The sequence below is a fragment of the Corynebacterium hylobatis genome, assembly GCF_003955685.1.
GTDB classification, from domain to species: Bacteria; Actinomycetota; Actinomycetes; order Mycobacteriales; family Mycobacteriaceae; genus Corynebacterium; species Corynebacterium hylobatis.
In genome coordinates, this window is sequence record NZ_RXHJ01000026.1 from 1 (window position 1) to 15,978 (window position 15,978).

Genomic DNA, 15,978 nt, shown 5'->3' on the forward strand with positions numbered 1-15,978 from the left:
GACCTCCTGCTTATTGGGGGCCACGATCACCGCCAGGCGGGTGGCGCCCAGGGCGTTGGCCTCCTCGGCGATCAACTCGATACCGGGGGTGTCCACGACCGGGAGCAGCTCTTTCGGCACGGTCTTGGTGGCCGGCAGGAAACGGGTACCCATTCCGGCGGCAGGCACAATCACGGTCTTCACACCATGCGGATGGGCGGAGGATGACAAGCTCATAACGCAATACCCTACCCCGCGCGGTTAGGCTGAGGGCATGGACATCCGGGATAGGAAGACGATACTGCGGGCCCGGATGATGCAGGCCCGCGCAGACATGTCGCCTGAGAGGATCAGAAGCGAGGATGCCGCGATCATCTCGCATGCGGCCGCGCTACTGCGTTCACTGGCACCCTCGGAGACTTCTGTCGCCGCCTACTCCCCCCTCGCCGGGGAACCTGGCGGCAAGCTGCTTCTCGACGCCCTCCACGGGGAGGCATCCTCCCTCCTCCTGCCGATCTCCCTACCCGACGGACAGCTCGACTGGGCACTCTACGAGGGACGGCTGGCCCTCACACCGGGGGTCATGGGTATCGCGGAGCCCACGGGTGCGCGCCTGGGTCCGGACGCCCTGCACTCCTGCCGTCTCATCGTCGTGCCGGCGCTGGGGGTCAACCCGGAGGGCATCCGGATAGGCAAGGGCGGTGGTTTCTATGACCGTGCGCTCGCGCAGTTCGCCGACGCCGAGAATCCGCCGCTGACCGCGGTCCTCCTCTACAACGGGGAGATCCGCGAGGACATCCCCGTCGAGGAGCATGACATGCCGGTTGATCTTGCCATCACCCCCACCGGGGTCCGCCGCTTCACCTGACCGGGAACCGCCGGGGCCGGTGCGCAGTCCAATTGAGGTATGAACCAGCTCCGCAACACCTTGACCACCCCGGGATGGCGCCGTACCGTACTTCTGCGCCGCTGCCTGGCCTTCCTCCTCCTGCTCGCTGCCCTGCTGCTCGCCCTGCGACAGGCCGGCGCCACGGACGAACGGGCCCTCGTCTTCACTCGCCCGGTGGCAGCCGGGGAAACGCTCTCACCTGACAACGTCTCGCCGGTCCCCGTCCCCGATCACCTCCTGCCGGCCACCGCACTCGTCGACCCTGCTGAGGTCGACGGGCAGGTCCTCGCCGTCCCCGCGGAGCAGGGGGAGGTGGTGACGGCCCGCCGCCTGGTCGGTCCGGAACTCGCCGCCGCCTTCCCCGGGGACATCGGCACATTCATCCCCGTGCGGCCCGCGGAACCCGAGGTCATCGGCCTGCTCCACCACGGGGACACGGTCAGCGTCATCACCCACGGTGGGGACGGGACCGGGACGGAGGTCATCGCCACCGGAGGCCGGGTGGTGCTCGCCGACAGCCGAGAGGCACCCGGTACCCTGCTCATCGGTTTTCCCGAGGAGGATGCCCGGGCTGTGGCGGCCGCCTCACTCGCCACTCCCCTGGCCGTAGTTCTCACTCCCACAACGCACGAAAATGAATCCGGCACCCTAAAATCCGAAGGGTAACTTCACTGACCTGAAAGGATCTCCCATGCTGCAGGGATTCAAGGAATTCATCATGCGCGGCAACGTCGTGGACCTGGCCGTAGCCGTGGTCATCGGCGGCGCATTCACCGCCATCGTCACTGCCTTCTCCGACCACCTGATCAACCCACTCATCGCCGCCCTCGGCGGCAGTGATGTCAGCGGCCTCGGCTTCGCCATCATCCCCGGCAACGACTCCACTTTCCTGGACTTCGGTGCCGTGATAACCGCCGCCATCAACTTCTTGATCATCGCGGCGGTGATCTACTTCGTCATCATCACCCCGATGAACAAGCTCAATGAACTGATGTCCGCCCGCCTCGGAGTCAAGGAGGACGAGGAGGAGCCGGCACCGACCGATGTGGAGCTGCTCACCGAGATCCGCGACCTGCTCAGGTCCTCGGCCCTGCCGGAGAAGTAGGCGGGTCTAGGAATAGTGCGGGGGGCGTTCCTGGCGCAGGAACTCCTCCCGCGGCACCGTCTCCTCAGCCTCCGGGTCCAGGAGAACCTCCCGGTCGCCGTCGGCCGATCCCGCATTCCAGAAGCCGGCCCCGGCGCGGTCCGCCTCCCGGTCGATGTCCGGGGCGTCGGACGGTCGGACCACCCTTCGGCGGGACTGGCGTGGCGCGCTACTCAACGGTGTACTTCTGCAGCTGGTCGATCAGGTGGTGGACCAGCGGCGTGAGCGTGGCCATGCCGTCACGTACCGCGGTGCGGGACGGGGCGAGGTTGACCACCACGGTGGAACCCGACACCCCGGAGATGCCACGCGACGTGCAGGCATCCACCGCACCGCAGGCCTGACCTGAGGAGCGCAGCGCCTGGGCGATGCCCGGGACCAGCTGATCCAGCACGCCCCGGGTTGCCTCCGGGGTGCGGTCCCGCGGGCCGACGCCGGTGCCGCCGACAGTGAGGACCAGGTCCACGCCCCCGACAACAGCTGTCTCGATCGCCTGGCGGATCTGCGACTTCTTTGAACGCACGGACACGACGGCATCGACCGAGAAACCGGCCTCGATGAGCAGTTCGGTGACCAGTCGGTCAGTGTCCTCCCCTGCGTCGATGGCGTGGTCAGAGATGAGCACCACCAGAGCCCGGCGACGAGCCTGGGGGACTTCCTCCTGCTCTGCGGCGATCAGGAACGCCTCATCGGGTTCCACAGTATCCAGCAACGCGGCTGCACGCGGCTCAGGGGCGGTGTTCACAGTGGTCTCCATCCTGCTGTACGGGATATTCATGGATTTATTGTGTGCCAATCTACTCGGAGGTCAATGTAACCTCTACCTGTCGGCTCTGCCCGGTATCCTGCTGCCGGACCTCCAGGGCCACGGTCTGACCGAAGTCCTGGGAACGGATTGCAGCGACGAGGGCATCGGAGTGGTCGATGATGCGGTCGTCGACACGCGTGACCACGTCCCCGGCGTTGAGCCCCGCCTGCGCGGCCGGGCTGTCCGGCTCGACGGAGGCGATGAGTGCACCGTCGACGTCACTGCGGGCAGCGACCTGGACGCCCAGCATCGGATGGGTGGCCTCACCGGTGGCGATGAGCTGGTCGGCGACGCGCTTGGCGAAGTTCGACGGGATGGCGAAGCCCAGGCCGATCGAACCGGCCTCCCCGCCCGAGCTCATCGAGGCGATGACCGAGTTCATGCCCACGAGGTTGCCGTTCATGTCCACCAGCGGACCGCCCGAGTTGCCGGGGTTGATGGCCGCGTCGGTCTGGATGGCGTCGATGAGAGAGGACTCCCCACCCCCGTCGGATGCCCGCACCGGGCGGTTGAGCGCGGAGACGATGCCGTAGGTGACAGTGGAGCTCAGTCCGAGGGGTGAACCGATGGCCACGACCTCCTGACCTACCTGCAGCTGGCCGGAGTTACCGAAGTTGATGACGGGAAGACCGGAGACGTCCCGGATCTTCACCACAGCGATGTCCGTCGCCGCGTCGGAGGCCACGTAATCGGCGGGTAGCGTGCGGCCGTCATTGAGAGTGACCTGCATGAAGGCATTGCCTCCCCCTGCAGCGACATGGTGGTTGGTGAGCACATAACCGTCGGAGGAGATGATCGAACCCGAGCCTTCCCCCGCTCCGGCGCGGTTGGCCACCTGGATTGACACGACCGTCGGCAGCACCGCTGCGGCGACCTGCTCCACCCCGTTGTCGGGGGCGTCCGGGGCGGGGGCGCTGGGCTGCTGCAGGGAATTGATGATCTCGCCGGAACCACCGGCGGTGTTGGCGACCACCATGCCGACGATGGACCCGGAGATCACCGATCCGATGAGCATGAGCGCTAGGGCGGTGCCCAGGCCGACGCGGCGTTTCTCCTGCACCGGTTCCGGTTCCTGTACCTCATAAGGTGAGGTCACCGGCTGATAACCACCGCCCTGCGGGGCCTGCGGAGTTGTGTCGTCGTTCATTGGTCCCATTGTGCTCTTCCCCTCTGAACCGTGCCTGACGCAATTCTGTGCGTTGCCTGGATGCCATGACCTTCCATTTCAGGCTACTCCCCCGGATCCCCGGCGGAACGTCGCCCGGGAAGCTCCACGATCATCCTTGTGCCTCCGTCATCCGATTCACTCACGCGGATGGCCCCGCCGTGGCGTTCCAGGGTCTGTTTGACGATCGCCAGCCCCAGTCCTGAACCCGGCTGGGAACGGTTCTCCGGGGAGCGGTAGAAACGCTCGAAGACGCGCTCCCGGTCCTCCGGGCGGATACCCGGGCCGGAATCAGCGACGGTGAGTTCAACGCGGTCATCGGCAAGCTGTCTCATCGCTACCCGCACCACTCCCTCGGGTGGGGACCACTTGGCGGCGTTGTCGAGCAGGTTGACCACCGCCCGGTTGAGTGCGAACTGCTCTCCGCTGAGCTCCCAGGGAAGCAGCGTGACCTCGAAATCAACGTCGGAGCGGCGTCGGCGTACCCGCTCCAGGGAAGAACAGATTGCCTCCCCCAGCTCCACCGATTCCCACACGGTATCGGGGGTGTCCTCTCGCGCCAGCTCCACCAGATCACCGATCAGCGCGGACATCTCCGTCATCTGGGCAAGCACGTCGCGCTCCAGGTCACGGTGGTCCTGCTCCGTGATCCGCCCGGCGGCACCCTCACGGTTGAGCATCATGAGCAGCTCAATGTTGGTGCGCATGGAGGTCAGCGGGGTCTTGAGTTCGTGGCCGGCATCCGCCACCAGCTCCGTCTGCCGGCGGCGGGACTCCTGCAGGGTCGCGAGCATCGCGTTGAAGGAACGGGTCAGCTGCGCGAGGGTGTCATTGCCGTAGACGGCGATGGGGCGCAGCTCATCGGTGTCGGCGATATGGTCCACCGCCCGTTGCAGCCGCTGCAGCGGTTTGAGGCCGGCAGTGGCCACCACCAGCCCCGAGGCGACCGCCAGCAGAATCCCCAGGAGCGCGATGACGAGCAGCACCGCACCCAGCGATGCGATCTGCTCGTGCGCGCCACTCATGTCCTGCGCGAGAATGACCATGCCACCGACACCGTCGGATTTGAGCAGGACGCGCTCCCCGCCCACGGCGTGGACCACGGTGGACACCCCCTCCGCGGTCTCCCGGAAGGTGCCGTCCAGGGGGATCGCATCCCCCCGGACAAAACTCCAGCCCGGTGGGGACACCGCCAGACGGGTCCCGGGACTGTACTCCTTGAAGTGCTGGATCTCCCACTCGAGATTGATCAGGTAGAGGGGATCCACCAGATTCTCCAGGACGGCGTTGGCCTTACGGTCCAGCTCCCGGTCCACGCGGGCGTTGATGCTCAACGACACCGACCAGTAGGCCAGGAAGGTGACCGCGCCAACGGCGAAGGCGACCACGGCGAAGGTGAGCAGCGCGAGGCGCCACGGCAGCGGGGTACGCGCCGACCAGGATTCGTGGGCGCCGACCGCCACATACGGGGAGGAGGTGTCCCCACCCGTGGCTGGACGGCGCAACATCACGGGGCGGTCTCCCGCAGGACGTAACCGACGCTGCGGACGGTGTGGATCAGACGGCTCTCACCATCCGCCTCCGTCTTACGCCGCAGGTAGCCGATGTAGACCTCCAGGGCATTGCCGGAGGTCGGGAAGTCATAACCCCAGACCTCCTCCAGGATCGTCGCCCGCGACAGGACGCGGCGGGGATTGCGCATCAGCAGCTGCAACAGGGAGAACTCCGTGCGGGTCAGGCTGATGGGCCGCTCACCGCGGTACACGTCACGGGTGTCCGGATTGAGCCGGAGATCCTCGAAGATCAGCTCCGTCATGTCCTCCTGCGAGGCCGGGTTGTCCACCGCTGCACGACGCAGCAGGGAACGCACCCGGGCCAGCAGCTCCTCGAGCGCGAAGGGCTTGGGCAGGTAGTCGTCGGCGCCCGCATCGAGACCGGCCACCCGGTCACTGACCCCGTCGCGGGCGGTCAACATGAGGATGGGCCGGTCATATCCGGAGCTGCGCAACGTCCGGCAGACCTCGAGCCCGTCCATCTTGGGCATCATAACGTCCAGGATGATGAGGTCAGGCCTGGTGCGACTGATCGCCTCAACCGCCTCCATACCGTCCTCTGCGAGCACGATGTCGTAGCCGTTGAAGATCAGGGAACGCCTGAGTGATTCGCGGACCGCCTGCTCGTCATCCACTATGAGTATTTTCATATATCCATTATGGCCTGATTATGCACGCCGACAGGTACTAAAACACCGGCCGCCCACCACAAACGTGGTGGGCGGCCGGTGAAGGTACATCCGCGGGGGACGTACTAGAACTGCTCAACCTCAACGAGACCGAGCTGCGCGGCCTTGACCAGACGACGCGGGATGCGGACGGTCTGGCCGTCGACCTTGACCTCCTGGAGGGCGACATTGTCGGCCTTCCACTGGCTACGACGCGAACGGGTGTTCGCGCGGGACTTCTTGAACTTCTGAACTGCCATGGTTGATAACCCTCCTTAGGCCTTTTTCTTGCGGCGGGCCATGCCGCCGAAACGCTTCTCGAACTTCTCGACACGACCTGCGGTGTCCATGACACGCTGGGCGCCGGTCCAGAACGGGTGGGACTCGCTGGTGACGTCAACGACGATCAGCGGGTACTCGTTGCCGTCCTCCCAGGCGACGGTGCGGTCGCTGGTGACGGTCGAACGGGTCATGAACTGGAAGCCGGTGCCGGCATCCTGGAAGACCACCGGGTGGTAGTCGGGGTGGATATCCTTCTTCATTAAGTCTCGATTCCCTCAGGATTGAACATCAGGTCGGTTCCGGGCGCGTAAATAGAAAGGCCCGGATCGTGCCTGAGTTGGGTTGGAGATTGACAACTCGGACAATCTTAGCCCCGGAGGACCGGAATCCTGAAATCACCCTGCATATCATGCGATTAGGAATTCCGCCCACCGGCTTGTAGAGTAGTCCCTTGCTGTTGTCGAAGTAAACGTCTACGCCCCGTCAGCTGGCTGAAGACTGCGCCCCGACCTGTGCTCATTCACGAGGGCACGAGGAATGAATCGGTGCGGCGCGGTCATATGAGCTTTTCCGACGTGGGCGGCTAGGAGAAAGAAAACCCATGTCGGCTATTTGCCAGGTCACGGGACGTAAGCCGCAGTTCGGCAAGACCGTCTCGCACTCGCACCGACGCCACTCGCGCCGTTGGAACCCCAACGTGCAGCGTCGTCGGTTCTTCCTGCCCTCTGAGGGCCGGACCATCACCCTGAATGTTTCCACCAAGGGCCTCAAGGTCATCGACCGCGACGGCATCGAGTCCGTCGTGGCCAAGATCCGTGCACGTGGGGAGAAGATCTAAGTCATGGCACGTAATGACATCCGTCCGATCATCAAGCTGAAGTCTACGGCTGGCACCGGTTACACCTATGTCACCCGTAAGAACAAGCGCAACAACCCCGACCGTATCTCCCTGATGAAGTTTGATCCGGTTGCCCGCAAGCACGTCGAGTTCCGCGAGGAGCGATAATTCATGGCCAAGAAGTCTAAGATCGCCAAGAATGAGCAGCGCAAGGAGATCGTCGCCCGCTACGCGGAGCGTCGCGCAGAGCTCAAGGCAATCATCCGTAACCCGAACACCTCTGACGAGGACCGTCTGGATGCGCAGTTCGAGCTGAACCGTCAGCCGCGCGACGCCGCCAAGGTTCGCGTCCGTAACCGCGATGCACACGATGGTCGCCCCCGCGGCTTCCTCCGCAAGTTCGGTCTGTCCCGTGTCCGTATGCGCGAGATGGCTCACCGCGGTGAGCTGCCGGGCGTCCGTAAGTCCAGCTGGTAAGGAGTGGCGAACATGAAGCGCACCAACCATAAGAAGGCGCGGATGGAGCAGTCCCGCCGCCCGAAGAAGAACCCCCTCAAGGCTGAGGGTATCGAGAAGGTGGACTACAAGGACGTCAAGACCCTTCGTCTGTTCATCTCCGACCGCCACAAGATCCGTTCCCGCCGCGTGACCGGCCTGACCCCGCAGCAGCAGCGTCAGGTCGCCACCGCAGTGAAGAACGCACGCGAAATGGCTCTCCTGCCGTTCACCAGCCGCTAAACCGGTTGACAGGACGCAACAGCGCACTTTTGCCGCTGGCCGTGTGACACGGTAAAAGTACCCCCGACCCGCCCCTTCCGATATTTCGGAGGGGGCGGGTTTTGTTATCTTCGAGATCATGCTGCACCCTTCGCTGCGCGACCTGGCCGAGCAGGCCCCCCTCTCCCCCACCACCCCCACCGCCCGCGGGGTACTCGTTGAGGCGCAGCAGCTGCTGCGCAACGCACTGGACCACCGGACCCCGGAGACGCTCCTGGCCCGGTGGTTCTCAGACCTGGTACTGGCCACGCTGGGGTGCCCGGCGGTCGTCGAGAAGCTCTCCGCCCCGGTCACCCCCACCGGGGCCTTCGCGCGTGGCGACGCCCTGCCCACCTCAGCAGTGGTCTGGTTCGCGGAACCGGAGGTGGATACCTCGGAGCTCCTCGGGTTGCTCACCTCCGCGGGACTCACCGTCGCGGAGCCACCGACGGGCGGGGCCGGCCTGCTCGCCGCGCGTGTCGACGCCCGGCTGGTCACCCCCGCCATCGTCGCCGGAGAACTGCTGGAGCTGGCGATCTCCCACCGCCCACCGGCCCTGCGCGCCCTGGCGGGTCTGCCGGACCCGGGCGTCATGGTCGATGTCACCGCGGCACTGCTGCGCCCCATCGCCGACGTGGCCCGCTGGGCGGCCCCGGCGGAGCGCTCCACGCTGGACAGGCTCGCCGCCGGCCACAACCGGGAGCTGCTCACCGGCGAGGAGGTCGAGGCCCTCTCCCAGGCCTGGGAGACGGGGCTGGCGCTGCAGTTCGGGCGGTGGGCGGACCGGGTGGATTCCCGACCCACGACCCTGGGTGATCTGCCGGCCCTGCACCGCAGCGCCTACGGTGCCGCGGCCCGTCAGGTCGCCGGTGTGCTGCGCGCCCTGGCCGGACGCCACGGCCTCCCCCTCGACTGACGCTGGTATCTTTAGGCGAACAGAAACCACCAGGAAGGAGTGGCCCACGATGGCAGGTGCAGTCGGACGTCCGCGTAAGCACAGCCCGCGTCGACGCGGCTCCACGGCCAGGGAGGAGATCCTCGACGCCTCCGCCGAGCTCTTCACCACTCAGGGCTTCGCCTCGACCTCTACCCACCAGATCGCCGACGCCGTCGGCATCCGTCAGGCCTCGCTGTACTACCACTTTCCGTCAAAGACCGAGATCTTCCTGACCCTGCTGAAATCCACCGTCGAACCGTCCACGGAACTGGCCACCGCCCTCCACGACTCGGAGGTCTCCCCCGCCCTGCGGCTGTGGGCACTCGTCGCCGCCGAGGCGCGTCTGCTGCTGTCCACCCGGTGGAATGTGGGCAGACTCTACCAGCTGCCGGTGGCCTCCTCTGCGGAATTCGCCGAGTACCACGCCCAACGCACGGAGCTGCGGAACCTCTTCCGCAGCCTGGCGCAGGCGATCGTCGGGGCGGATGACCCCCGCGCGGATCTGCCCTTCCACATCGCACTGTCGGTCATTGAGATGCGCGGCAACGACGGCACTCCCGCCGCACCGCTGTCACAGACGGAGCTCCCCGCCATCGCCGTCATGCTTGCCGACGCCGCCCTCGACGTCCTCCACGCCGAACATCCCGTCGACCGTGTCGAACGTACGCTGGAACTGATCAACGCGGCTGACGGCTGAGGATCCGCTCCGCCTGGCTGACCAGCGGGGCGTCGATCATCACACCATCGACCTGGAAGGCGCCCGAGTGCTGGCGTGCGCCGGCCACAACCTGCTGCGCCCACTCCACCTGCCCCGCCTCCGGCCGGAAGGCCTGCCTCACCGACGTCACCTGGGCAGGGTGGATGCAGGCGGTACCGAGGAAGCCAGAACGGGCGGCGTCGAGCGCCTCGGCGAGCTGGCCTTCCGTGTCCCGGAAATCAGCGTGTATCGCATCCACGGCGAATTTCCCGGCCGCCGCGGCATGGATGAGCACCTGTGCCCGCGCGTGACGGATCACGTCCCGATAGGCGCCCACCCCGGATTCATCCGCCTGCCGCCGGGAGTGGGTGCCGCCGAGCAGGGTGATCAGATCCTCCGCACCCCAGAACAGCCCGGTCACCGCCTCATGGTTGACGATCTCCCGGATGTTCACCAACGCCTGAGGAGTCTCGATCATGGCAATGACGCGCAGCCCCTCCAACCCGGCCGGAAGCTGCTCCCGGACCTTGGGCACCATCACCGTGCCGATGCCCAGCTCCCGGGCCAGGGACACATCACCGTCGAAGCCCTCCATGTCCGGACCGGTGGTGCGTAGGATGGTGCGGGCCAGATCGAGCTCCGCACCGCGGATGTTGTCGTGCATGGCATCCCGGTCGCCAGTGCCGGCGCCGTCCTCCAGGTCGACGATGACGGTGTCCGCCCGGTCGAAGGCCTTGGCCAGCAACTCCGGTCGGTGGGCGGGGGTAAACAGGAGGGCTGGGCCAACAGGCTGCGATGTCATGTCTGACATTATGCCCGGCAGTCCACCGCCGGGAGATCAGGAAGCTGCTGGGCCAATGCAGTGAGCATGGCCTGGCCGTCCGCGTACTGTCCGGAGGCGGGGCGGACGATAAGCGCCACCGGGCTCACCCCCTGTCCCCCATCCGTGGGCACCAGACCGAACTGCCGGACCACGTACCGGCCATCCGGATCCGGTCCCCAGCCGCCCTTGTAGTGGGCCCCGGGGATGATACCGAGCCCGTAGTCCTGCCCGGCCGCTATCTGCCCCATCGCCGCCAGCACAGGTTCCGCGTCCGCGAGACAGGGCAGGCGGGCGGCGAAGACCACCTGATCCTGCGGTGTCCAGCGGGTCTGGCCGAAACTGCTGAACTCCGGTCGGGTGACAGCCGCCTGGACGGCGGTGGCAACCCCGGCCTCGGCGAGGATCGCCTCCGTGGCCCGGCCAGCCTCCTCCGGGGTGCCCAGGGAAAGCCAGAGCTGTTGCGCGGCCTGGTTGTCCGAGACCCTGACCGCCGTCTGCACCGCGCCGACCAGGGACGGGTCCCGGCGCAGGGCGGCAACCGCGATGGGGATCTTCACCGTCGACCAGGCCGGGGCATCCTGGACCAGCCCCGCTGTCCGGGCCTGCTCACCGTCGAAGAAAGCCACCTCCGCTTCCCCGCCGTACCGGTCGATGACCCGGTCCACCGCCTCCCGCACTGTCCCCTGCTCTTCCGGGGACTCCGGGGGCGGGGGTTCGGGCGTCGGGGTGGGGGTCACCCACACCGTCACGGTCGGCGGGGGCGGCTGCGGCGGCGAACCGCAGCCGGCGAGGAGGGCAGCGCTCAGCAGCCCCGCGATCAGCCGCTTTCTCACGAGATGTGGACCACGGCGTTATTGCCGCCCGTGCAGGTCACGTAGAACCCGGTTTCCCGGCAGTTCATGGCATAGCTCTGTCCGGTCACCGGACTCCAGGCGTAGACCGTGGCATTATGCAGGCCGGTAATGGCCCGGTTCTCCAGGTAGGCGTTCCACACGTTCATCGCGAAGGCCTCCGAGGTGTTGGAGGAACCGACCCAGACGTTCTCCAGGTATCCGCCTGCGCTGATCAACGTGCCGGGTACACCAGGTGCAGGTGCCGGTGCAGGTGCCGGTGCCGGCGCGGGTATGGGATCCGGTGCGGGTGCCTCAACAGTGACCGTCACCGGGGAGGGAGGTGGTGCAGAGGGCTCGGCCGTGGCCGTGACCGTGACGGCCACCCCCTGCCCCTGCACCGACGGGCGGGAGGAGGTGAACCACCAGATTCCCCCGATCAGGGCCGCGGTGAGGAAGACGGCCAGGAGGGCGACGAGCACCCAGACCAAGGTGTTCGAGGAGGAACGCGGGGGCGGTTCCGGCTGCCAACCACCCTGGTACATATCTGTGCCCATCGGGACCCCTTCTGGTCATAACCACTGCTCTGAGTCTAGCCTGCCGTTCAGGCGGGAACCGGAACGCGATGCTTTCTATACCGTGTGGTTATCCGGCCCCCGAAGACACCTCACCCCGCGATCCACAGGGGATCGCGGGGTGAGGCGGGAGAACGACGCAGGCGCTAGTGCGCGAAGTGGCGCGCCCCGGTGAAGTACATGGTCACGCCTGCCTTCTCGGCAGCGGCGATGACCTCTTCGTCGCGGATGGAACCACCCGGCTGGACGACTGCCTTCACGCCGGCCTCGGCGAGGACCTCGAAGCCGTCGGCGAAGGGGAAGAAGGCGTCGGAGGCGGCGACGGCACCGGTGGTGCGGTTGGTGTCACCGGCGAGGGTGTTCGCACGCTCGACGGCCAGCTTGGCGGAGTCGACACGGTTGACCTGGCCCATGCCCACACCCACGGTGGCACCGCGGGTGGCGATCAGGATGGCATTGGATTTGACGGAACGCACCGCGGACCAGGCGAACTGGAGGTCAGCGAGGATCTGCTCGTCGCCGGCCGCACCGGCGGCCAGCGTCCAGTTCTCGGCGCGATCGCCCTCGGCCTGGAGAGTGTCGCGCTCCTGCACGAGGAGACCACCGGAGATCTCCTTCGTCTCATGCCCGGTACGGGTCAGCGGCTCAGCCTGGAGGACGCGGATGTTCTTCTTCCGGGCGAGGACCTCCACGGCGCCGTCCGCGTAGGACGGTGCGATGATGACCTCGGTGAAGATCTCGGCGACCTGCTCGGCCATGGCGACGGTGACCTCACGGTTGGAGGCGATCACGCCGCCGAAAGCGGACATCGGGTCGCAGGCGTGGGCCTTGCGGTGGGCCTTGGCGATGGAGGTGTCGGAGACCGCGATGCCGCAGGGGTTGGCGTGTTTGATGATTGCCACGCAGGGACGCTCGTGGTCCCAGGCGGCCCGCCAGGCTGCGTCGGCATCCTGGTAATTGTTGTAGCTCATCTCCTTGCCGTGCAGCTGCTCTGCATTGGCCAGTCCGCCGGCACCGGCGTCCGCGTAGAGGGCGCCCGCCTGGTGCGGGTTCTCGCCGTAGCGCAGGGTGTTGCTCAGCTCATGGGAGGAGCCGATCCAGGCCGGGAAGCCCTCGGCGTCGGCCTGCTCGCCCAGCCAGGTGGCCACGGCGACGTCATAGGCGGCGGTGTGGCGGAAGGCATCGAGGGCAAGCGCGGTGCGCTGCGCCCGGGTGAAACCACCGTCCTTGAGTGCGGCGGTGACGTCCCCGTAGCGGGCCGGGTCGACGACCACGGCCACCGACGGGTGGTTCTTCGCGGCGGCACGGACCATGGAGGGGCCGCCGATGTCGATCTGCTCGACGCAGTCATCGAAGTCGGCACCGGAGGCGACGGTCTCGGTAAAGGGGTACAGGTTGACCACGACGAGCTGGAAGGGCTCGACGCCGAGCTCACCGAGCTGGGCCAGGTGATCATCCTTGCGGGTGTCGGCGAGGATGCCGGCATGGACCTTCGGGTGGAGGGTCTTCACGCGGCCCTCGAGACACTCGGGGAAACCGGTGAGAGCCTCGACGGGGGTGACCGGGACGCCCTGGTCCGCGATGCGGGATGCGGTGGAACCGGTGGAGACGATCTCCACGCCCTTCTCGTGCAGAGCCTTCGCCAGCTCCTCAATTCCCGTCTTGTCGTAGACGCTGATCAGTGCGCGCTTGATTACCTTGCGATCATCGCTCATGGATGAACTCAACCTTCCTGGTGGTCTCGTCGATGGTTGCCGACCGCAGCACGGACACAATGAGCTGCCGTTCGATCTTCTTGATCCGCTCGTGGAGGGAATCTTCTGTGTCGCCGGTCTCCACCCCGACCGCCGCCTGGGCGATGATGGGGCCTGTGTCCACGCCCGCGTCGATGAAATGGACGGTGGAGCCGGTGACCTTGACCCCGTGGGCGAGTGCGTCACGGACGGCATGTGCGCCCGGGAACGACGGCAGCAGCGCCGGGTGGGTGTTGATGATGCGTCCGTCGAAGCGGTCGAGGACGCCTGCGCCGAGGATCTTCATGAACCCGGCCGAGACAATGATGTCCGGGTCGATCTCCGCGATGGTGTCGGCCAGCGTGACGTTCCAGGCAGCGCGGTCATCACCGAGCTCCACTACCCGCGTATCGACGCCCGCCTTTTCCGCACGCTCCAGAGCCGCGCAGGGAACGTCCGCAATAACGAGGGAGACCCGGTAGCGGTCGCCCTGGTTGTCCAGGATGGCCTGCAGCAGCGTACCGCTGCCGGAAACGAGTACGACGACCCCCATCGGGCCGTCGTTCGGGATGTTCTGATCGAGGGTGGAAGTCACTCCTGTCAGCCTAGTCCCTACGTTCCGGATCTTCGGCTTTACCGTTGTCTTCCTGGGATTCGGCAGCCTCCTCTGGATCGTCGGCAGTCTCCTCCTCGGGTTCTTCCGTCAGCTCTTCAGCAGTCTCCTCCTCAGCGGCCTCCTCCTTGGGTTCCGCTGTCAGTTCTTCAGTGACCTCTTCTTCAGCTTCTTCAGCGGCCCCTTCCCCGGTGAGATCGCCCTCGGCTTCCACCTCTTCGTCCTCGACGATTTCGCCGTCGACGATCTTCTCGATGGTGTCCTCGGGTTCGGGGTCGGTCTCGGGGTCGGTCTCGGGTTCGGTCTCGGGCGCCACTGCCGGTTTGGCGGGCTTCGCCGCGCGACGGTCAGCCAGACGGCCGAGAAGTGCCGCTGCCACGCCGATACCGGCGGTCCAGGCCAAGGCCAGTCCGGCGGTCAGCCAGATCATGGGGCCGCCGGTGCCCAGATGGCCGATCTCCCCCCACGTGAGGTAGCTGAAGATGAGCACCAGGACAGCGGTGACTGCGCTCGTCGCCAGGGTCTGCCGGACGTTGAAACGGACATTGCTCAGGACGTAGGCAACGGCGATCGAGGTGACCAGCAGCAGGGTGATCGACCAGGGATGCGCCCAGGCGGGGATGAGAGCCAGCAGGGGCAGCGGCGGTAGGGCGGTCAGATCGATGGCATAGAGGGAGATGGAGGCCGCCCCCAGGTGGAATTCCGAGCCCAGCAGTACCGTGATTACGCCGATGACCGCGTTAGGCAGGTAGAGCAGGCTGATCAGAGAGGAACCGACCATGCCGGGCCCACCCGCGTAGATGGCCGCCAGTTCGGCCTGCCTGGACCAGCCCGTGAAAAGGAGGACGAGCATGACCACCAGTGCGGCCGCGGAGAGCAGAAGAAGGATGCGGACGGCGGTGGCGGCGGCGTCGACAAGCCACTCGGGGGCACTGTAGCGGCGCAACAGGGCACGCCACAGTCGCCCGCCCATGCCGATGGCCAGCGCCAGGAGATGGACGAGCAGGGTCCGGGCAACTGCCTGCCCCACCGGGGGTGGGCCCACGTCGAATACCCGGCCGGCGTCCCACATCATTCCGGTGGCGATGAACGTGAGCACCAGGGGGACCACCACGACACTGAGCGCCAGCACCAGGAGATCCGCCATACTCACACGGTCACGGACCGCCACGTGCACTCGCCGGGCGATGAGGGCGACCAGCCCCATCGCGGGCAGCAGCGGCAGCACACCGAGGACGATGCCGCCGGCGGAGACCGGGACGAGGTTGAGGATCAGCCACAGCTGCGCAATTGTCGCGGGCAGGGCGGCCAGCGAGGTGCCGGTGAACAGGAGGCCGGCGAGGGCGAGCACGATGAGGACGAGCACCACGACCCCGTTGGGTACGAGGACCACGGGGAGGTAGCGGCGCAACCGACCGCGGAGGCCGGTGGGTGCCTGTTGTTCCGGTGTCGGCCGGGGGGCTGCCGCGCGGCCTGCGGTGGTGCCGCCGGCGCGCATTCTGCGTGGGCGCCGACCGGGCCTGGACTGGGGGCTGGTCTTCTTGCTCATCACCCCCACACTCTGCCACGGTCACCTTCCGTTACCCCTGCAACAGGGCCGTGGGACACAGGTATGTAACATCCTCGGAGTCAACCGCGATCTAGTGAGATTTTCCTTCTTCGGTTGCCACACCGGAATTGAGACGCTA

Annotated in this window: 23 protein-coding genes; 9 read left to right on the forward strand and 14 right to left on the reverse strand. The window is 66.6% G+C overall.

Going from position 1 to position 15,978, the window contains the following annotated elements:
• Positions 1-216, reverse strand: a 216-nt coding sequence (locus EAH68_RS13990) for a sugar phosphate nucleotidyltransferase (RefSeq protein ID WP_277600481.1), incomplete at its 3' end; no start/stop codon positions are given.
• Positions 217-253: 37 nt separating this feature from the next.
• On the opposite strand from EAH68_RS13990, the gene EAH68_RS13995 reads away from it, so the two are divergent.
• Genes EAH68_RS13995 through mscL form a run of 3 tightly spaced genes read left to right on the forward strand, consistent with a single transcriptional unit; the run spans position 254 to position 1,973 of the window.
• The gene (locus EAH68_RS13995) at positions 254-847 is read left to right on the forward strand and encodes a 5-formyltetrahydrofolate cyclo-ligase (RefSeq protein ID WP_126121957.1); all 594 of its coding nucleotides are present in this window, start codon (positions 254-256) and stop codon (positions 845-847) included.
• Between the two features lie 39 nt (positions 848-886).
• Positions 887-1,534: an SAF domain-containing protein gene (locus EAH68_RS14000; RefSeq protein WP_126121958.1), complete on the forward strand. Its 648-nt coding sequence runs from the start codon at positions 887-889 to the stop codon at positions 1,532-1,534.
• Positions 1,535-1,559: 25 nt separating this feature from the next.
• Positions 1,560-1,973 carry a large conductance mechanosensitive channel protein MscL gene (gene mscL, locus EAH68_RS14005; RefSeq protein WP_126121959.1) on the forward strand — a complete coding sequence of 138 codons (414 nt, stop codon included), beginning with the start codon at positions 1,560-1,562 and terminating at the stop codon, positions 1,971-1,973.
• 6 nt (positions 1,974-1,979) lie between these two features.
• Here mscL and EAH68_RS14010 read toward each other — a convergent pair whose 3' ends face one another.
• The 7 genes from EAH68_RS14010 to EAH68_RS14040 all read right to left on the reverse strand — a co-directional run bounded on the left by EAH68_RS14010 (position 1,980) and on the right by EAH68_RS14040 (position 6,748).
• The gene (locus EAH68_RS14010) at positions 1,980-2,189 is read right to left on the reverse strand and encodes a hypothetical protein (RefSeq protein ID WP_126121960.1); all 210 of its coding nucleotides are present in this window, start codon (positions 2,187-2,189) and stop codon (positions 1,980-1,982) included.
• Positions 2,182-2,769 (reverse strand): MogA/MoaB family molybdenum cofactor biosynthesis protein, encoded by a 588-nt coding sequence (locus EAH68_RS14015; RefSeq protein ID WP_126121985.1) that lies wholly within the window; start codon positions 2,767-2,769, stop codon positions 2,182-2,184. Before EAH68_RS14015 ends, EAH68_RS14010 begins: the two co-directional genes overlap by 8 nt.
• Before the next feature lie 40 nt (positions 2,770-2,809).
• Complete coding sequence (locus EAH68_RS14020) at positions 2,810-3,967, reverse strand: S1C family serine protease (protein WP_241228479.1); 1,158 nt, start codon at positions 3,965-3,967, stop codon at positions 2,810-2,812.
• An 83-nt stretch (positions 3,968-4,050) separates the two neighbouring features.
• Positions 4,051-5,493 carry a HAMP domain-containing sensor histidine kinase gene (locus tag EAH68_RS14025; RefSeq protein WP_126121962.1) on the reverse strand — a complete coding sequence of 481 codons (1,443 nt, stop codon included), beginning with the start codon at positions 5,491-5,493 and terminating at the stop codon, positions 4,051-4,053.
• Positions 5,493-6,188 carry a response regulator transcription factor gene (locus tag EAH68_RS14030; RefSeq protein WP_126121963.1) on the reverse strand — a complete coding sequence of 232 codons (696 nt, stop codon included), beginning with the start codon at positions 6,186-6,188 and terminating at the stop codon, positions 5,493-5,495. Before EAH68_RS14030 ends, EAH68_RS14025 begins: the two co-directional genes overlap by 1 nt.
• Before the next feature lie 104 nt (positions 6,189-6,292).
• Positions 6,293-6,466 (reverse strand): 50S ribosomal protein L32, encoded by a 174-nt coding sequence (gene rpmF / locus EAH68_RS14035; RefSeq protein WP_126121964.1) that lies wholly within the window; start codon positions 6,464-6,466, stop codon positions 6,293-6,295.
• Between the two features lie 15 nt (positions 6,467-6,481).
• On the reverse strand, positions 6,482-6,748 hold the full coding sequence (locus tag EAH68_RS14040) for a type B 50S ribosomal protein L31 (RefSeq protein ID WP_126121965.1): 267 nt from the start codon (positions 6,746-6,748) through the stop codon (positions 6,482-6,484).
• 341 nt (positions 6,749-7,089) lie between these two features.
• Here EAH68_RS14040 and rpmB point away from each other — a divergent pair, with 341 nt between their 5' ends.
• The 6 genes from rpmB to EAH68_RS14070 all read left to right on the forward strand — a co-directional run bounded on the left by rpmB (position 7,090) and on the right by EAH68_RS14070 (position 9,716).
• Positions 7,090-7,326 (forward strand): 50S ribosomal protein L28, encoded by a 237-nt coding sequence (gene rpmB, locus EAH68_RS14045; RefSeq protein ID WP_040085299.1) that lies wholly within the window; start codon positions 7,090-7,092, stop codon positions 7,324-7,326.
• Positions 7,327-7,329: 3 nt separating this feature from the next.
• The gene (gene rpmG, locus EAH68_RS14050) at positions 7,330-7,494 is read left to right on the forward strand and encodes a 50S ribosomal protein L33 (RefSeq protein WP_123048541.1); all 165 of its coding nucleotides are present in this window, start codon (positions 7,330-7,332) and stop codon (positions 7,492-7,494) included.
• Between the two features lie 3 nt (positions 7,495-7,497).
• Complete coding sequence (gene rpsN / locus EAH68_RS14055; RefSeq protein ID WP_126121966.1) at positions 7,498-7,803, forward strand: 30S ribosomal protein S14; 306 nt, start codon at positions 7,498-7,500, stop codon at positions 7,801-7,803.
• 12 nt (positions 7,804-7,815) lie between these two features.
• On the forward strand, positions 7,816-8,064 hold the full coding sequence (gene rpsR / locus EAH68_RS14060) for a 30S ribosomal protein S18 (protein WP_126121967.1): 249 nt from the start codon (positions 7,816-7,818) through the stop codon (positions 8,062-8,064).
• A gap of 118 nt (positions 8,065-8,182) precedes the next feature.
• Complete coding sequence (locus EAH68_RS14065) at positions 8,183-8,998, forward strand: putative nucleotidyltransferase substrate binding domain-containing protein (protein ID WP_126121968.1); 816 nt, start codon at positions 8,183-8,185, stop codon at positions 8,996-8,998.
• A 49-nt stretch (positions 8,999-9,047) separates the two neighbouring features.
• Positions 9,048-9,716, forward strand: coding sequence for a TetR/AcrR family transcriptional regulator (locus tag EAH68_RS14070; RefSeq protein WP_126121969.1), 669 nt, complete (start codon positions 9,048-9,050; stop codon positions 9,714-9,716).
• On the opposite strand, the gene EAH68_RS14075 is transcribed toward EAH68_RS14070, so the two are convergent.
• The 6 genes from EAH68_RS14075 to EAH68_RS14100 form a co-directional block, all read right to left on the reverse strand.
• Complete coding sequence (locus EAH68_RS14075; RefSeq protein ID WP_126121970.1) at positions 9,697-10,518, reverse strand: HpcH/HpaI aldolase/citrate lyase family protein; 822 nt, start codon at positions 10,516-10,518, stop codon at positions 9,697-9,699. The genes EAH68_RS14070 and EAH68_RS14075 overlap by 20 nt on opposite strands.
• An 8-nt stretch (positions 10,519-10,526) precedes the next feature.
• Entirely contained in the window at positions 10,527-11,372 is an 846-nt protein-coding gene (locus EAH68_RS14080) for a hypothetical protein (RefSeq protein WP_126121971.1), read from the reverse strand.
• Complete coding sequence (locus EAH68_RS14085; protein ID WP_126121972.1) at positions 11,369-11,926, reverse strand: hypothetical protein; 558 nt, start codon at positions 11,924-11,926, stop codon at positions 11,369-11,371. The genes EAH68_RS14080 and EAH68_RS14085 overlap by 4 nt, the downstream gene beginning before the upstream one ends.
• 164 nt (positions 11,927-12,090) lie before the next feature.
• Positions 12,091-13,659, reverse strand: coding sequence for a bifunctional phosphoribosylaminoimidazolecarboxamide formyltransferase/IMP cyclohydrolase (purH, locus tag EAH68_RS14090; RefSeq protein ID WP_126121973.1), 1,569 nt, complete (start codon positions 13,657-13,659; stop codon positions 12,091-12,093).
• Entirely contained in the window at positions 13,649-14,230 is a 582-nt protein-coding gene (purN, locus tag EAH68_RS14095) for a phosphoribosylglycinamide formyltransferase (RefSeq protein ID WP_126121986.1), read from the reverse strand. Before purN ends, purH begins: the two co-directional genes overlap by 11 nt.
• 52 nt (positions 14,231-14,282) lie before the next feature.
• Positions 14,283-15,839, reverse strand: coding sequence for a cell division protein PerM (locus EAH68_RS14100; RefSeq protein ID WP_126121974.1), 1,557 nt, complete (start codon positions 15,837-15,839; stop codon positions 14,283-14,285).
• Between the last annotated feature and the right edge of the window lie 139 nt (positions 15,840-15,978).

Coding starts and splice junctions, on each gene's coding strand:
- EAH68_RS13995 (WP_126121957.1), top strand. CDS start 254: ATGGACATCCGGGATAGGAAGACGATACTGCGGGCCCGGATGATGCAG.
- EAH68_RS14000 (WP_126121958.1), top strand. CDS start 887: ATGAACCAGCTCCGCAACACCTTGACCACCCCGGGATGGCGCCGTACC.
- mscL (WP_126121959.1), top strand. CDS start 1,560: ATGCTGCAGGGATTCAAGGAATTCATCATGCGCGGCAACGTCGTGGAC.
- EAH68_RS14015 (WP_126121985.1), bottom strand. CDS start 2,769: ATGGAGACCACTGTGAACACCGCCCCTGAGCCGCGTGCAGCCGCGTTG.
- EAH68_RS14020 (WP_241228479.1), bottom strand. CDS start 3,967: ATGAACGACGACACAACTCCGCAGGCCCCGCAGGGCGGTGGTTATCAG.
- EAH68_RS14025 (WP_126121962.1), bottom strand. CDS start 5,493: ATGTTGCGCCGTCCAGCCACGGGTGGGGACACCTCCTCCCCGTATGTG.
- EAH68_RS14030 (WP_126121963.1), bottom strand. CDS start 6,188: ATGAAAATACTCATAGTGGATGACGAGCAGGCGGTCCGCGAATCACTC.
- rpmF (WP_126121964.1), bottom strand. CDS start 6,466: ATGGCAGTTCAGAAGTTCAAGAAGTCCCGCGCGAACACCCGTTCGCGT.
- EAH68_RS14040 (WP_126121965.1), bottom strand. CDS start 6,748: ATGAAGAAGGATATCCACCCCGACTACCACCCGGTGGTCTTCCAGGAT.
- rpmB (WP_040085299.1), top strand. CDS start 7,090: ATGTCGGCTATTTGCCAGGTCACGGGACGTAAGCCGCAGTTCGGCAAG.
- rpmG (WP_123048541.1), top strand. CDS start 7,330: ATGGCACGTAATGACATCCGTCCGATCATCAAGCTGAAGTCTACGGCT.
- rpsN (WP_126121966.1), top strand. CDS start 7,498: ATGGCCAAGAAGTCTAAGATCGCCAAGAATGAGCAGCGCAAGGAGATC.
- rpsR (WP_126121967.1), top strand. CDS start 7,816: ATGAAGCGCACCAACCATAAGAAGGCGCGGATGGAGCAGTCCCGCCGC.
- EAH68_RS14065 (WP_126121968.1), top strand. CDS start 8,183: ATGCTGCACCCTTCGCTGCGCGACCTGGCCGAGCAGGCCCCCCTCTCC.
- EAH68_RS14070 (WP_126121969.1), top strand. CDS start 9,048: ATGGCAGGTGCAGTCGGACGTCCGCGTAAGCACAGCCCGCGTCGACGC.
- EAH68_RS14075 (WP_126121970.1), bottom strand. CDS start 10,518: ATGACATCGCAGCCTGTTGGCCCAGCCCTCCTGTTTACCCCCGCCCAC.
- EAH68_RS14085 (WP_126121972.1), bottom strand. CDS start 11,926: ATGGGCACAGATATGTACCAGGGTGGTTGGCAGCCGGAACCGCCCCCG.
- purH (WP_126121973.1), bottom strand. CDS start 13,659: ATGAGCGATGATCGCAAGGTAATCAAGCGCGCACTGATCAGCGTCTAC.
- purN (WP_126121986.1), bottom strand. CDS start 14,230: ATGGGGGTCGTCGTACTCGTTTCCGGCAGCGGTACGCTGCTGCAGGCC.
- EAH68_RS14100 (WP_126121974.1), bottom strand. CDS start 15,839: ATGAGCAAGAAGACCAGCCCCCAGTCCAGGCCCGGTCGGCGCCCACGC.